The sequence below is a fragment of the Streptomyces daliensis genome, from assembly GCF_054782395.1.
This window is the reverse complement of record NZ_BAAGSO010000120.1, coordinates 74200-87898: the sequence shown is the minus strand read 5'-3', so window position 1 is coordinate 87898 and position 13699 is coordinate 74200. Positions and strand designations below refer to the sequence as shown.

Sequence of the window (13699 nt, the reverse complement as noted above, 5' to 3'; positions counted from 1 at the left end):
GCGCCGCGTACGCCGCTACGTGCGGCGGTAGTGCGCCGGGGAGCCGTCCGTCGACGGGTCCTCGTACGTGCCCGCCTTGCCCCGGTCCACGTGGAAGGTCGTCAGCGTGGAGACGGCGGACGCGGGGTCCGTCAACGAGCCGACCACGCGCATCGCCGTCGACCAGCGCCGCGCCGTCACGTCGTAGACCGCGTAGCCGTTGTGTCCGCCGTCGAAGTAGGCGAGATGCGGATTGGCCCGGCCCATCAGGGGGCCGTTCGCCTTGTTCCACTCCTCGTCGTAGGCGGCGGAGCTGACCGAGTGCGCCGTGAACTCCGTACCGATGACGGGGGAGTCCGCGTCGTCGAAGTCCGGGCGCACGTCGTCCACGAAGGCCGAGTGCCAGTCGCCCGTGATGACGACGAGGTCCTCAAGACCCGCTTTGTGCGCGTGCGTCAGGACCTCTTTCCGCTCGGCGAGGAAGCCGTCCCACTGGTCGGTGAACATGAAGTCGCCGCCCGGCCTGCCCCGCAACTGGCTCAGCATGATCGAGTTCACCCAGCAGTGCCAGGCGTCCGGCGCCTCGTCGATGCCCCGCTTCAGCCACCGCTTCTGCGCGTCGCCCAGGATCGTCCCGTCGGGCAGGTTCTGCGCCGAGCGGTAGGAGCGCAGGTCGAGGACGGTGAGGTCGACGAGGTTGCCGTAGAGCCTGCGCCGGTGGATCACCGGGTCAGGGAGTGCCGAGGTGCCCTCGTCGCGGTGCGGCTGGTGCTCGTACCACGCCTGGTACGCCGCGTCCCTGCGCCGCAGGAAGGCCGCGTCGCCGCCCGTGCCGCTGTAGTCGTTGACGACCTCGTGATCGTCCCAGGTCAGATACCAGGGGTGCGCCGCGTGGGCGGCGCGCAGGGACGGGTCGCCCTTGTAGAGCGCGTAGCGCCTGCGGTAGTCGGCGAGGGTGAAGACCTCGGGCCCTTCGTGGTCGCGGACGTGATCGCCGCCGACGGGGCCGTGCTCGTAGATGTAGTCGCCCAGGTGGACGACGAAGTCCAGCTCCTCGCGGGCGATACCGCGGAACGCCGCGTAGTAGCCGTCGTGGAACGCCTGGCAGTTGGCGCTGGCGAAGCGCACGCTCGCCGCCGTGCCCAGGGGCGCCGTCTTCGTGCGGCCCACCCGGCTGGTCCTGCCGCGCGCGGTGAACGCGTACCAGTAGTGGCGCCCGGGGCGCAGGCCGCCCACCGGCACGTGGACGCTGTGGCCGAGCGTCGCGGAAGCGGGCACCGTGCCCCGCGCCACCACCCGTCTCAGCGCGCGGTCCTCCGCGACGACCCAGCCCACCTCGACCACCTCGGGCAGCCCCTGCTCGTCCGCCTCGGCGGCGAACGGCTCGGGCGCCAGCCGCGTCCACAGCACGACGCTGGTGGGCAGCGGATCGCCGGAGGCGACGCCGAGGGTGAACGGCGCGGGATCGTAGGACGCGCCCAGTTCCTGGGCGGCCTCCTTGGCCTGCGCGGGGGAGAGCCCGGCGCTCAGCGGCCAGACGAGGTTGAGGGCGCCCGCCGCTCCGGCGGCCCTGAGCACATCGCGTCGGTTCAGCTTCACGGACGGCCTCCGGCGTGGGCGGGAGCGGGGACGAGGGTGAGGGTGAGTGCGTCGGCGTAGCCGTCGTTGGACGTGCCGCCGCCGCTGCGGGTGAGGACGAGCTGGAGCCGCGCCGTACGCGCGCCGGGCGGCAGCGCGGCCTCCGCCGTGCGCTCGACGAGCCCCGTGCGCCCGTCCCGCTCCTCCGGGGTGACGGGGCCGAGGACGGCGAGGGCCAGGGGCGTGCCCTTCGCGTCGCGGAACTCGACGGACAGGCGTGCGCCGTCGCCCTGCCCCGCGTAGCCGCCGAGCCAGGCGCCCGCGCGGAAACGGACCCGGCCCGCGTCCACGGCCGCGCGGCCCGTGGAGCCGTGCGCGGGGAGCCTGACGTCCTGGACGAGGGCGGTGCGGGGCGAGTTCCCGCCCGAGAAGAAGCGGCTGCTGCGACGGGGCGGGCCCGGATCCTGCGGCGTGGGATACCCCTCGGCCGTCCCGTATCCGACGAGGGCCGGCGCGCCCTGCGTCACCTCCCATCCCTCGACGGAGCGGACGGGCTCCGCCGTGCCGCCGGGACCGTGTTCGGCATCGCCGTTGACCACGAGGTTCACTGAGATGATGCCTCCAGGTGTCTGAACTCGTCCGAACTCGTCTGCACTTGTCCGGACGAGCGGCGCCCTCGCGCCGCGGGCGACATCCCAGCAGCATGCGGTGAACCAGTGGTGGCCGGGGCGGGAATCCGCGCTCCGGCGCACGTCACGCGCGCCCTGTGCGCGCCTGCGCACCCGCACCCGCACCCGCACCCGCACGCCAAAGGGCGGTACGGGACACCCGGCCCGTACCGCCCTCTTGGTCTGTCTGGCGCCGTTACCGCCGTGCGATGCCCTCCGCGCGGGCCGCGGCGGCGACCGCCGAGGTGACCGCGGGTGCGACGCGCTCGTCGAACGGCGAGGGGATGACCTTGTCGGCCGACAGCTCGTCCGCGACCACGGCCGCCAGGGCCTCGGCCGCCGCGAGCTTCATGCCCTCGGTGATGTCCGTCGCCCGCACCTGGAGCGCGCCCGCGAAGACGCCGGGGAAGGCGAGGACGTTGTTGATCTGGTTCGGGTAGTCGCTGCGCCCGGTGGCCACGACCGACGCGTACTTCTTCGCCACGTCCGGGTGGATCTCCGGGTTCGGGTTGGCCATGGCGAAGATGAACGCGCCCTCGGCCATGCGCGCCACCGCGGGCTCCGGCACGGTGCCGCCGCTGACGCCGATGAAGACGTCGGCGCCGTCCATCGCGTCCTCCAGCGAGCCGGTGAGGCCCGCCTTGTTGGTGAAGCCCGCCAGCTCCCGCTTGATGTCCGTCAGGTCCTCGCGCGCGGCGGCGACGACGCCCTTGCGGTCGCAGACCGTGACGTCGCCGATGCCCGCCTCGACGAGGATCCTGGCGATGGCGACACCGGCCGCGCCCGCGCCCGAGATGACCGCGCGCAGCTCGCCGAGCCCGCGCCCGCTCAGCTTCGCCGCGTTGCGCAGCGCCGCGAGCGTGACGATGGCCGTGCCGTGCTGGTCGTCGTGGAAGACCGGGACGTCGAGCCGCTCCTTGAGCTTCGCCTCGATCTCGAAGCACCGGGGTGCCGAGATGTCCTCCAGGTTGACGCCGCCGAACGACGGCGCGAGCCGGGCGACGGTCTCCACGATCTCGTCGGTCTCCCGGCAGTCCAGGGCGATCGGGACCGCGTCCACGCCGCCGAACTGCTTGAAGAGGATGGCCTTGCCCTCCATCACCGGAAGCGATGCTTCCGGCCCGATGTCGCCCAGGCCCAGCACCGCGCTGCCGTCGGTCACGACGGCGACCACCTGGGACTTCCAGGTGTAGTCGTCGACCAGCTCGGGCTGGTCGGCGATGGCGCTGCACACCTTGGCGACGCCCGGCGTGTACGCGAGGGACAAATCGTCCGCGTTCCGCACGGGCACCGTTGCCTGCACCGCCATCTTGCCGCCGCGGTGCAGGGCGAAGGCCGGATCGATGACGTCTTCGCCCAGCCCGTCCTTCGAATTGACGATCTCCGCTGCCACTTGTCGAACCCCTTTGTCGAATCTGGTGAGGGTGACCGCTCCCTGGTTGAGGAACGGGCGGGCACCACGTCCGCTTCCCGAGCGGCGGATGGGCCGCCGTCCGGGGGGAGGTGCGGACGCCGGGCGCGCCGCACACGCGCCCTGGTCCCCGGGTGAGGGGTGTAATCGACCTTTCTACCCGACAAGGCCCGCTCGGGACGACCCGCTTGTTCCCCGGCCCCGTGTCAAGGGGGCGTAATGACGACAAAGCGTCGCGTGGGCGGCAAGATGTCCACACAGTGAGACCTGCCTGGCGTGACGTATGTCTCAGAGCGTCCCGGTCCGGAGTGCTTTGGGTGCTTGAGTGCTGCCCAGTACGCGCCTGAGTGCTGCCCAGTAATCGGAACCGGACCTCCGTTATCCGATTTTGACATCGATGGCACCCTGCATCCGCATGTCCGGATGGCAAGATGCCCCCACCCATACGCGGTCGCGACACCCGAAGGTGTGTGCCCGACCGATCGCTACTGCCTCATCCAGCAGGAGGATCCAGCATGACCGCAAGCACCCCCCGTCGCACGGCCGCTTCCCGGGGCCGGATACTCGCGGCCGGAGCCATCGCGGTCACCGGCGCACTGCTGCTGGCCGGTTGCGGCGACCAGACCGACGGCGGGGGCGAGGGCGGGGGCGCCACGAGCGACGCCCCGCTCTTCGACAAGCTGCCGAAGAAGATCCAGGACGAGGGCGTCATCAAGGTCGGCACGGACGCCGCGTACAAGCCCATGGAGTACAAGGACGGGCAGAAGATCGTCGGCCTCGACCCGGACATCGCGGACGCGATGGGCAAGAAGCTGGGCGTGCGCTTCGAGTTCACCAACGGCACCTTCGACGGCCTCATCACCTCGATGCAGACCGGCCGCTTCGACATGATCATGTCGGCGATGACGGACACCAAGGACCGCCAGGAGGGCCTGGACGACAAGGGCAAGAAGGCGGGCAAGGGCGTCGACTTCGTCGACTACCTGACCGCCGGCTCCTCGATCCTGGTCAAGAAGGGCAACCCGGAGAAGATCGACTCCGTGGAGCAGATGTGCGGCCAGAAGGTCGCCACCCAGCGCGGCACCACCTCGCACGAGATCCTCAAGAAGCAGACCGAGAAGTGCGAGAAGGACGGTGAGAAGGCCATCTCCATCGAGCCCTTCGACACCGACGACGAGGCCCGTGTCCGGCTGAAGGCGGGCGGCGTCGTCGCGGACGTCTCGGACTTCCCCGTCGCCGCCAACGCGGCCAAGGCGGGCAAGGACTTCGAGGTCGTCGGCGAGCAGATGGAGTCCGCGCCCTACGGCATGGCCGTGAGCAAGACCAACACCGAGCTGCGGGACGCCCTCAAGGAGGCCCTGGCGGCGGTCATCAAGGACGGCTCGTACGACAAGGCGCTCAAGAAGTGGGGCGTCGAGGACGGCGGGGTCGACTCGGCGAAGATCAACGCCGGCTCCTGACCGCACCGTACGGACGGAAGCTGAAAGGCGATTCCCGTGGCTGTTTCCAAGGACTCCGGGGGCTCCGGGGACGCGGCGCCCGGCGGCGGTACGCCGCCGGCGCGCACCGCGCCCGAGGCCATCAGGGCCATCCCCGTGCGGCACTACGGCCGCTACGTGTCGGCCGTCATCGTGCTCGCGCTGCTCGCCCTGCTCGTCAACGCCTTCGCGACCGCGGACCTCGAATGGGGCGCGGTCGGGGACTTCTTCTTCGACGACGAGATCCTCGAAGGCGTCAAGAACACCCTCGTGGTCAGCGTGCTGGCCATGATCATGGGCCTGGTGCTCGGCATCCTGCTCGCCGTGATGCGGATGTCGAAGAACCCGGTCACCTCCAGCGTGGCCTGGGGCTACATCTGGTTCTTCCGCGGCACGCCCGTCTATGTGCAGTTGCTGCTGTGGTTCAACCTGGCGCTCATCTTCCCGATGCTCAATCTCGGTCCGATCTACAAGGACGAGATGACGGACGTGATGACGCCGTTCATGGCAGCCCTGCTGGGGCTCGGCCTGAACGAGGCGGCGTACATGGCGGAGATCTGCCGCGCGGGCATCGAGTCCGTTGACGAGGGCCAGGCCGAGGCGTCGCAGGCGCTGGGCATGAGCAACGCGAAGACGATGCGCCGCATCGTGCTGCCCCAGGCGATGCGGGTCATCGTGCCGCCGACGGGCAACGAGTTCATCAACCTGCTGAAGACGTCCTCGCTCTGCGCCGTCGTGATGTTCGAGGAGACGCTCCGCAAGGCCCAGAACATCGGCAACAACGCGGGCGCGGTCGTCGAGATGCTGCTGGTGGCGACCATCTGGTACCTCGCCATCACGACGGTGTTCAGCATCGGCCAGTTCTATCTGGAGCGGTACTACGCGCGCGGCAGCAGGCGGCAGTTGCCCGCGACGCCGTGGCAGAAGGTGAAGCAGAACGTTTTCACGTTCTCGCGCGGTTCGGGATCGGGGGCCAAGGCATGACGGCGACGGCGACGGCGACGGCAATGGTGAAGGCCGAGGCCGTGCACAAGTCCTTCGGCCACGTCGAGGTCCTCAAGGGCATCGATCTGGAGGTCGCGCCGCGCGAGGTGTTCTGCCTCGTCGGCCCCTCGGGCTCGGGCAAGTCCACCTTCCTGCGGTGCATCAACCACCTGGAGAAGATCAACGCCGGGCGGCTGTACGTCGACGGCACGCTGGTGGGCTACCACGAGCGCGGCGGAAAGCTCTACGAGCTGCGCGACCGCGAGGTCGCGGCCCAGCGCCGCGACATCGGCATGGTCTTCCAGCGCTTCAACCTCTTCCCGCACATGACCGCGCTGGAGAACGTGATGGAGGCGCCGGTCCAGGTCAAGCGCGAGTCGCGGGCCGTGGCACGGGAGCGGGCGCGGGCGCTGCTGGATCGGGTGGGGCTCTCGGACAAGGCCGAGAACTACCCGTCGCAGCTCTCCGGCGGCCAGCAGCAGCGCGTCGCCATCGCCCGCGCGCTGGCGATGGAGCCGAAGCTGATGCTCTTCGACGAGCCGACCTCCGCGCTCGACCCGGAGCTGGTCGGTGAGGTCCTGGACGTCATGCGCGGGCTCGCCGAGGACGGCATGACGATGATCGTGGTCACCCACGAGATGGGGTTCGCGCGGGAGGTCGGCGACTCGCTGGTCTTCATGGACGACGGCGTGGTCGTCGAGTCGGGCAACCCCCGGGACGTCCTGACGAACCCGCAGCACGAGCGGACGCAGGCGTTCCTGTCGAAGGTGCTGTAGCCGACGGGGACGGACCGGTCCTGCCCAGGGCGGGCCGGTCCGCCTCGGGCCGGTCCGTCCCCGTGACATCCGTCGCTTCGCGGAGCGGGGTCTTCAACGACCGGGCTACTCGGGCGTAGCGTCGGATCATGTTTGCTGCCTACGCCGCGCGCATCGACAAGGACCAGCCGCTCAACGGGCTGGAGTTGGGTGACCGCCCCGAGCCCACGGCCCCCGAGGGGTGGACGACGGTCGACGTGAGGGCCGCGTCGCTCAACCACCACGACCTGTGGTCGCTGCGCGGGGTGGGGCTGAGCGAGAAGTCGCTGCCGATGATCCTCGGCTGCGACGCGGCGGGCGTGGACGCCGAGGGCAACGAGGTCGTCCTGCACTCCGTCATCGGCCAGAGCGGCCACGGCGTGGGCCCGGACGAGCCGCGGTCGATCCTCACCGAGAAGTACCAGGGCACCTTCGCCGAGCGGGTGGCCGTGCCCCGGTGGAACGTCGTGCCGAAGCCGCGGGAGCTGTCCTTCGAGGAGGCGGCCTGCCTGCCCACGGCCTGGCTCACCGCCTACCGGATGCTCTTCACCAACGCGAACGTACGGCCGGGCGACTGCGTCCTGGTCCAGGGCGCGGGCGGCGGCGTCGCCACGGCGGCGATCGTGCTCGGCGCGGCGGCGGGGCTGCGGGTCTTCGCCACCAGCCGCGACGCGGCCAAGCGCGAGCGGGCCGTCGAACTGGGCGCCGAGGCGGCACTGGAGAGCGGCGCGCGGCTGCCGCGGCGCGTGGACGCGGTGCTGGAGACGGTGGGCGCGGCGACGTGGTCGCACTCGGTGAAGTCGCTGCGGCCTGGCGGCACCCTGGTCATCTCGGGCGCCACCAGCGGCCCCAACCCGCCCGCTGCCGAGCTGAACCGGATCTTCTTCCTGGAACTGCGCGTTGTCGGCTCGACCATGGGCACCAAGGAGGAGCTGGCCTCCCTGCTGAGCTTCTGCGCCGCCAAGGGCGTGCGCCCGGTGATCGACTCGACGCTGCCGCTCGACCGGGCACGCGAGGGCTTCGCGAAGATGGCCGAGGGCGACCTCTTCGGGAAGGTCGTGCTCACGGTCTGAACGTCGGGCCGGGCCCCTCACGGTTCACGGTGAGAAGGGTTCCGCGCCCTCCTCCTCCGTCCGCTGTTCCTCCGTCACCACTGCGGTGCGCGCCAGCGAGGTCAGGACGGCGACGGCCTCGGCGACGGTGGAGTCCACCAGCTCGCGGCACGTCGGCAGGTCCCCGATGACCCCGGCGACCTGGCCCGAGGCCATGACCCCGGCGTCCGTACGGCCGTCCACCATGGCCGCCTTCAGCAGCATCGGCGTGTTCGCGGCGAGCAGCGTCTGGCTGAGGGAGAGGTCCTTGCCGTGGCGCAGGGCGCGCCCGTCCCGCAGCATGCGGCGCCAGGACATCCCCGTCAGCCGCCGGAACGCGGCGGCGTGCCGCAGCGCCCGCAGCAGCGAGGCGGCGCGGCCCGACGACTCCAGCGCCGCGACCATCTCGCTGCGCAGCATCCGGTGCGGGAGCCCGTCCACGCGGGTGGTGACGGTGACATCGGTGACGGCCGCTTCGAGGTAGCGCCGCTTGACGGCGTCGGGCACCGTCGACTCCGCCGTCAGCAGGAAGCGGGTGCCCATGGCCGCGCCCGCCGCGCCGTAGGAGAGCGCCGCGGCGAGCCCGCGCCCGTCGAAGAAGCCGCCCGCGCCGATGACGGGGATGCCGACGGCGTCCACGACCTGCGGAAGCAGCACGGTCGTGGCGACCTGCCCGGTGTGGCCGCCGCCCTCGCCGCCCTGCACCAGCACGGCGTCCGCGCCCCACGACTCGACCTTGCGCGCGTGCCGCACCGCGCCGACGGACGGGATGACCACGACACCGGCCTCCTTGAGCCGGGCGATCAGCTCGGGCGAGGGCGCGAGCGCGAAGGAGGCGACGCGTACGCCCTCGTCGATGAGCAGCCGTACACGGTCGGCTGCGTCCGAGGCGTCGGCGCGCAGGTTGACGCCGAAGGGCGCTCCGCCCGTGCGCGTGCGTACCTCCGTGATCGCGTCGCGGAGCTGGGGGAGCGTCATGGTGGCGGAGGCGAGGATGCCGAGGGCGCCCGCTTCGGCCGTCGCCGAGACGAGCCGGGGGCCCGCGACCCAGCCCATGCCGGTCTGGATGAGGGGGTGGCGCACGCCGGTCAGTTCGGTGAGCGGTGTACGGAGCGGGCCCGGAGGGGAGGGTGCGGGTGGTGGCGGGGGTGTCATGGGGAGACCTCGCGGTCGCGTGCGGCGTGCGGATCGATCACCTCGCGGATCAGGCGCAGCTCCTCGGGCGTGGGGTCGCGGGTGTACGGCACCTCGCCCGCCCGCGGACCGCCGGGGCCGGGTTCGGCGAGTGCGAGGTCGAAGCCCGTGCGCTCCCGCACCTCCTCCACCGTCACCCCGGGGTGGACGCTCACCAGCCGCATCCGGTGGTCCGGCGTCGCGAAGTCGAGCACGGCCAGGTCCGTGACCACCCGGCGCAGCTCGTGGAAGCGGGTGGCGGAGGGGCCCGCCTCGGCCGCGCGGTCGTATCCGACCCCGCTGACGACGTCCACGCGCGGGACGAGGACGCGGGGGGAGTGGCGCGGTATCCAGTACGAGACCGGGTTGTTGAGGGTGTTGACCGGGGCGCCGCGAGCGCCGAGGAGCTGGCGCCTGGGGCGGTGCGGGTCGCCGATGGCGGAGATGTTCTGGTTGCCGTACTGGTCGAGCTGGCTCGCGCCCATCATCACGTGCCGCTTCCCGCCAGCGGTGAGCGTGAGGTGCTTGCGGTACGGCAGCCAGCCCTCGACGGTATCCAGGGCCGAGTCCGTCGAGCCCGGGTCCTCGCGGGTCAGCAGGGCCTCGCCGTCCGTCAGCAGCAGCTCGGGCGCGAAGGTACGGCGGGCCAGCCGCGCCGCGACGCGGGGGACGGTGCCCATGGGGGCCGCCAGGATCTCGCCGTCGCCGCGCCACGCCTCGGCGCAAGCGATGACGCAGTGCTCGGCGCGGGTGACCCCGGGGGCAGGGCTGTCCGGGTCCGACGTCTGCGGTGCCGCGGTCCTCTTCACTTGCGCTCCCCCTGGTGTGTGGTCTCGTGTGCGGCGCGGCCTTCCTCCGCCGCGAAGGCGGCGACCGCGTGCCGGTACTCCGTCTCGTCGCCCGAGAGGAAGCGCTCCGTGAACTCCCGCCACGTCCCCGGGTCCGCCGCCGCCTTCGCGTAGGCGCGCTGGAACGCCTCGTCGCGGCCGTAGTCGGGCGCGCACCCCGTGAAGTGGGCGCCGCCGGGCGCCCGTACGACCCCGGACACGTTCTGGCGCTGGAGCAGCAGCGTCTGGGGCGGGCCTTCGAGGTGGTCGGTGATCTCCTCGCAGGAGACATAGGTGTGGGTGGCCGCCTCCGAGTACAGGTCGTCGAAGTACGGGTCGGGGCCCAGGTACTGGCCGTTCCCGCGCGGGTCGGCGCGGTTGACGTGCACCAGGGCCACGTCCATCGTCAGCGCGGGCGCCGCCAGCAGCTCCTCGCCGTCCTCGTACGGCGAGGTGACGGTGCGCAGCCGGGGGTTGAGGCGCAGCAGGTCGGCGCCGAGGCCCGCGCGTACGGGCAGGAAGGGCAGCCGCTGCGCCGCGGCCGTCAGCCCGGACAGGAACATCGCCTCGTCCCACTCCTCGAAGTCGAGGGCGCCCGACTCGCGCGCCGCGCGGAAGTGGGGTTCGAGGGGCACCGAGTCGAGGGTGACGAACGGTGCGACGAGTCTGCGCAGCCGTCCGGCGGCGGCCAGCAGCCCGACGTCGGGGCCGCCGCAGCTCACCAGTGTGAGGTCCTTCGCGCCGCCGCGCAGCAGGGCCCGTACCAGCGCCATCGGCTTGCGGCGCGAGCCCCAGCCGCCGATGCCGACGGTCATGCCGGACTCGACGCGGGCCGCGACCTCGTCCGCGGTGAGGACCTTGTCGACGGCGGGACGGCTGCCGGAACCGTCCGCCGCGGGTCCTGTGTCTGCGGTTGTGTCCGTGTGGTGGCCGGTGGTCATCGCGTCACTTCCCCTCGTGGGAGTGGGAGTTTCGGGGCTCGCGGGGCTCGCGGGAGACGAAGGCGTCGCGGTGCGCGTCGGAGACGCCTTCGAGGTTGGCCTCGAAGGTGAAGCCCTGCTCGAAGCGGTAGCTGCGGCGCACGTCCACCGGGTCGATGCCGTTGAGGGCCTCCTTCGCGAGGCGCAGGAGGTAGCCGTCCTTGGCGGCGATCGCGTCCGCCAGCTCCAGCGCCGCCGCCAGCAGCCGCTCCCGGTCGGGCGCGACGGCCCACACCGAGCCGTACCGCTCCAGCTCGCGCGCCCCGACGGTGCGCCCCGTGTAGTACAGCGCCCGCATCAGATGTCCGGGGACGAGCCGCGACAGATGCGTCGCCGCGCCGAGCGCGCCCCGGTCCAGCTCGGGCAGCCCGAAGGTGGCGTCCTCGGTGGCGACGACGGCGTCCGCGTTGCCCACCAGGCCGATGCCGCCGCCCAGGCAGTGCCCATGCACGGCGGCGATGACGGGCACCGCGCACTCGTAGACGGCGGCGAACGCCTCGTAGCAGCCGCGGTTGGCGCCGATGAGCGCGGCGTGGCCCCGCGTGCGCTGCATCTCCTTGATGTCGACGCCCGCGTTGAAGCCGCGCCCGGTGGCGGTGAGGACGACGGCGCGGTGGCGCGCGTCGCGGCCCGCGGCGCGCAGCGCGTCGGCCAGCTCGTACCAGCCGCTGACGGGCAGCGCGTTGACGGGTGGGAAGTCGACGGTGACGACGGCGACCCCGTCGTGCCCTTCCGGGCGGGAGGTGGAGACACCCATGGCTGGATCAGCTACCTTTCCACCTAACGTTTGCTTGGCGGACCATAGCAGCGGCCCCCTCACCGGGGAAGCGGACAGGTGGTCCGACGAGCCACGTCGGATGTCGGGACGTCGGGGCATCGGGGCGTCGGGAGGGGAGCCGGAGGATGACGGTCGCGCTCGTCACGGGCGGCACACGAGGGGTCGGCGCGGGCATCGCGCGGGCGCTCCTGCGCTCCGGCGCCGAGGTCGTGGTGTGCGGACGCAGGGCGCCTGACCGCCCGGTGAGCGTGCGGGACGGGGAGGGGCCCGGCGACGGGGAGGGTTCCGGTTCCGGCGACGCCGAGGGCGTCCGCAGCGCGCGCTACCTCCCCCTCGACGTACGCGATCCCGCCGCCGCCGAGGAACTGTGCGCCCGTATCGCCCGCGAGCACGGATCGCTCGACGTCCTCGTCAACAATGCCGGCGGCACGCCCTTCCGCTACGCCGCCGAGGGCGCGGCGGCCCAGCACGCGCGGGTCATCGAGCTGAACCTCCTCGCGCCGCTCCACCTCTCCCGCGCCGCGCACGCCGTGATGCGCGCGCAGGAGGGCGGCGGCTCCATCGTGATGGTGGGCAGCGTCAGCGGCACCCGCCCCTCACCGGGCACGGCGGCCTACGGAGCCGCGAAGGCGGGCCTCGACAACCTCGCGCGTTCGCTGGCCGTGGAGTGGGCCGGTGACGGCGTACGGGTCAACACCCTCGTCCTCGGCATGGTCCGCACCGAGCTGACGCAGCTGCACTACGGGGACGAGGACGGCGTCGACGCGGTCTCGCGCACCGTGCCGCTGGGGCGGCTCGCTGACCCGGAGGAGGTCGGCGACGCCTGCGTCTTCCTGTCCTCGCCCAGCGCCCGCTACATCACCGGCGCGTCCCTCGCCGTGCACGGGGGAGGGGAGCGGCCCGCGTTCCTCGACGCCGCGAACGTCAACAGGCCCTGACCGCGCGCCCGCCCGAGAGCAGCCGAGAACAGCCGGGCGCGCCCGACGCGAAGGAGAGACCATGCCCGCCACACCGTCAGAATCCCGCGCCCCCGGCGGCCCCCGTATCGCCGAGGGACGGGTCGTCGTCGTCACCGGGGCTGGCCGCGGGCTCGGCAGGGCGCACGCGCTGGCCTTCGCGCGCGCGGGCGCCCGCGTCGTCGTCAACGACCTCGGCGTCGGCCTCGACGGCTCGGCCGAAGCGGACGACGCCCCCGCGGCCCTGGTCGCCGACGAGATACGCGCGCTGGGCGGCGAGGCGGCCGTCTCGACGGACGACATCGCCACGGGCGAGGGCGCCGCACACCTCGTCCGCACGGCCCTCGACCGCTTCGGACGCCTGGACACCCTCGTCAACAACGCGGGGTTCCTGCGCGACCGCATGCTCGTCAACCTCGACGAGGACGACTGGGACGCGGTCATCCGTGTCCACCTCAAGGGGCACTTCCTGCCGATGAAGCACGCGGCGGCCCACTGGCGCACGGAGGCGAAGGCGGGCCGCGTGCCCGAGGCGCGCGTCGTCAACACCAGTTCGGGCGCCGGGCTCGCGGGCAGCGTAGGGCAGGGCAACTACAGCGCGGCCAAGGCGGGCATCGCGGCGCTCACGCTGGTCGCGGCGGAGGAGTTCGCGCCCTACGGGGTGCAGGTCAACGCGCTCGCCCCGGCCGCCAGGACCCGGATGACCGAGCGCACCTTCGCCGAGGACATGGCGGCCCCCGACGACGGCTTCGACGCCATGGCCCCGGACAACGTCTCGCCCCTCGTCGTCTACCTCGGCTCCGCCGCCTCGCACGGCATCACGGGCCGCGTCTTCGAGGCCGAGGCGGGCCGGGTCACCCTCATGGACGGCTGGCGCCGTGCAGCGCAGGCGGACAAGGGCGCGCGCTGGGACCCGTCCGAGCTGGACATGGCGGTACGCGGCCTCGTCGCGAAGTCGCCGGAGCCCGAGCGGGTGTACGGGGCGCGGGGATGACACGGGGT

General features: G+C 72.4%; 13 protein-coding genes. 6 read left to right on the top strand and 7 right to left on the bottom strand.

The genetic code is table 11. The features are described from left to right. Nucleotides 1–15: 15 nt before the first annotated feature. The 3 genes from ACYVOO_RS34840 to ACYVOO_RS34830 all read right to left on the bottom strand — a co-directional run bounded on the left by ACYVOO_RS34840 (nucleotide 16) and on the right by ACYVOO_RS34830 (nucleotide 3618). On the bottom strand, nucleotides 16–1578 hold the full coding sequence (locus tag ACYVOO_RS34840; RefSeq protein WP_461019726.1) for an alkaline phosphatase D family protein: 1563 nt from the start codon (nucleotides 1576–1578) through the stop codon (nucleotides 16–18). After that, nucleotides 1575–2165, bottom strand: coding sequence for a phosphoesterase (locus tag ACYVOO_RS34835; RefSeq protein WP_461019725.1), 591 nt, complete (start codon nucleotides 2163–2165; stop codon nucleotides 1575–1577). The genes ACYVOO_RS34840 and ACYVOO_RS34835 overlap by 4 nt, the downstream gene beginning before the upstream one ends. Before the next feature lie 256 nt (nucleotides 2166–2421). After that, complete coding sequence (locus ACYVOO_RS34830) at nucleotides 2422–3618, bottom strand: NAD(P)-dependent malic enzyme (RefSeq protein ID WP_461019724.1); 1197 nt, start codon at nucleotides 3616–3618, stop codon at nucleotides 2422–2424. Nucleotides 3619–4151: 533 nt separating this feature from the next. On the opposite strand from ACYVOO_RS34830, the gene ACYVOO_RS34825 reads away from it, so the two are divergent. The 4 genes from ACYVOO_RS34825 (at nucleotide 4152) to ACYVOO_RS34810 (ending at nucleotide 7965) form a co-directional block, all read left to right on the top strand. Beyond that, nucleotides 4152–5096: an ABC transporter substrate-binding protein gene (locus ACYVOO_RS34825; protein ID WP_461019723.1), complete on the top strand. Its 945-nt coding sequence runs from the start codon at nucleotides 4152–4154 to the stop codon at nucleotides 5094–5096. 36 nt (nucleotides 5097–5132) lie between these two features. Further along, nucleotides 5133–6098: an amino acid ABC transporter permease gene (locus ACYVOO_RS34820; protein WP_461019722.1), complete on the top strand. Its 966-nt coding sequence runs from the start codon at nucleotides 5133–5135 to the stop codon at nucleotides 6096–6098. Further along, nucleotides 6095–6874: an amino acid ABC transporter ATP-binding protein gene (locus ACYVOO_RS34815; RefSeq protein ID WP_461019721.1), complete on the top strand. Its 780-nt coding sequence runs from the start codon at nucleotides 6095–6097 to the stop codon at nucleotides 6872–6874. Before ACYVOO_RS34820 ends, ACYVOO_RS34815 begins: the two co-directional genes overlap by 4 nt. Before the next feature lie 128 nt (nucleotides 6875–7002). Continuing rightward, entirely contained in the window at nucleotides 7003–7965 is a 963-nt protein-coding gene (locus ACYVOO_RS34810; RefSeq protein ID WP_461019720.1) for a zinc-binding dehydrogenase, read from the top strand. A 24-nt stretch (nucleotides 7966–7989) separates the two neighbouring features. On the opposite strand, the gene ACYVOO_RS34805 is transcribed toward ACYVOO_RS34810, so the two are convergent. From ACYVOO_RS34805 to ACYVOO_RS34790, 4 genes are read right to left on the bottom strand one after another with little or no spacing between them, the layout of a single operon-like run. After that, nucleotides 7990–9138: an NAD(P)H-dependent flavin oxidoreductase gene (locus ACYVOO_RS34805; protein ID WP_461019719.1), complete on the bottom strand. Its 1149-nt coding sequence runs from the start codon at nucleotides 9136–9138 to the stop codon at nucleotides 7990–7992. After that, entirely contained in the window at nucleotides 9135–9965 is an 831-nt protein-coding gene (locus ACYVOO_RS34800; protein WP_461019718.1) for a CoA-transferase subunit beta, read from the bottom strand. The genes ACYVOO_RS34805 and ACYVOO_RS34800 overlap by 4 nt, the downstream gene beginning before the upstream one ends. Then, the gene (locus tag ACYVOO_RS34795) at nucleotides 9962–10924 is read right to left on the bottom strand and encodes a CoA transferase subunit A (protein WP_461019717.1); all 963 of its coding nucleotides are present in this window, start codon (nucleotides 10922–10924) and stop codon (nucleotides 9962–9964) included. The genes ACYVOO_RS34800 and ACYVOO_RS34795 overlap by 4 nt, the downstream gene beginning before the upstream one ends. Nucleotides 10925–10928: 4 nt before the next feature. Continuing rightward, nucleotides 10929–11720, bottom strand: a complete 792-nt coding sequence (locus ACYVOO_RS34790; RefSeq protein WP_461019716.1) for an enoyl-CoA hydratase family protein — start codon at nucleotides 11718–11720, stop codon at nucleotides 10929–10931. A gap of 146 nt (nucleotides 11721–11866) precedes the next feature. On the opposite strand from ACYVOO_RS34790, the gene ACYVOO_RS34785 reads away from it, so the two are divergent. Continuing rightward, a complete protein-coding gene (locus ACYVOO_RS34785) occupies nucleotides 11867–12679 on the top strand; it encodes an SDR family oxidoreductase (RefSeq protein ID WP_461019715.1) in 813 nt (270 codons plus the stop codon). Nucleotides 12680–12740: 61 nt separating this feature from the next. Next, on the top strand, nucleotides 12741–13691 hold the full coding sequence (locus ACYVOO_RS34780; protein WP_461019714.1) for an SDR family oxidoreductase: 951 nt from the start codon (nucleotides 12741–12743) through the stop codon (nucleotides 13689–13691). The last annotated feature ends 8 nt before the right edge of the window (nucleotides 13692–13699 follow it).

What these genes read in the sequence shown, in the direction of transcription:
- ACYVOO_RS34825 (WP_461019723.1), top strand. Translation starts at nt 4,152, where the DNA reads ATGACCGCAAGCACCCCCCGTCGCACGGCCGCTTCCCGGGGCCGGATA.
- ACYVOO_RS34815 (WP_461019721.1), top strand. Translation starts at nt 6,095, where the DNA reads ATGACGGCGACGGCGACGGCGACGGCAATGGTGAAGGCCGAGGCCGTG.
- ACYVOO_RS34810 (WP_461019720.1), top strand. Translation starts at nt 7,003, where the DNA reads ATGTTTGCTGCCTACGCCGCGCGCATCGACAAGGACCAGCCGCTCAAC.
- ACYVOO_RS34805 (WP_461019719.1), bottom strand. Translation starts at nt 9,138, where the DNA reads ATGACACCCCCGCCACCACCCGCACCCTCCCCTCCGGGCCCGCTCCGT.
- ACYVOO_RS34795 (WP_461019717.1), bottom strand. Translation starts at nt 10,924, where the DNA reads ATGACCACCGGCCACCACACGGACACAACCGCAGACACAGGACCCGCG.
- ACYVOO_RS34790 (WP_461019716.1), bottom strand. Translation starts at nt 11,720, where the DNA reads ATGGGTGTCTCCACCTCCCGCCCGGAAGGGCACGACGGGGTCGCCGTC.
- ACYVOO_RS34785 (WP_461019715.1), top strand. Translation starts at nt 11,867, where the DNA reads ATGACGGTCGCGCTCGTCACGGGCGGCACACGAGGGGTCGGCGCGGGC.
- ACYVOO_RS34780 (WP_461019714.1), top strand. Translation starts at nt 12,741, where the DNA reads ATGCCCGCCACACCGTCAGAATCCCGCGCCCCCGGCGGCCCCCGTATC.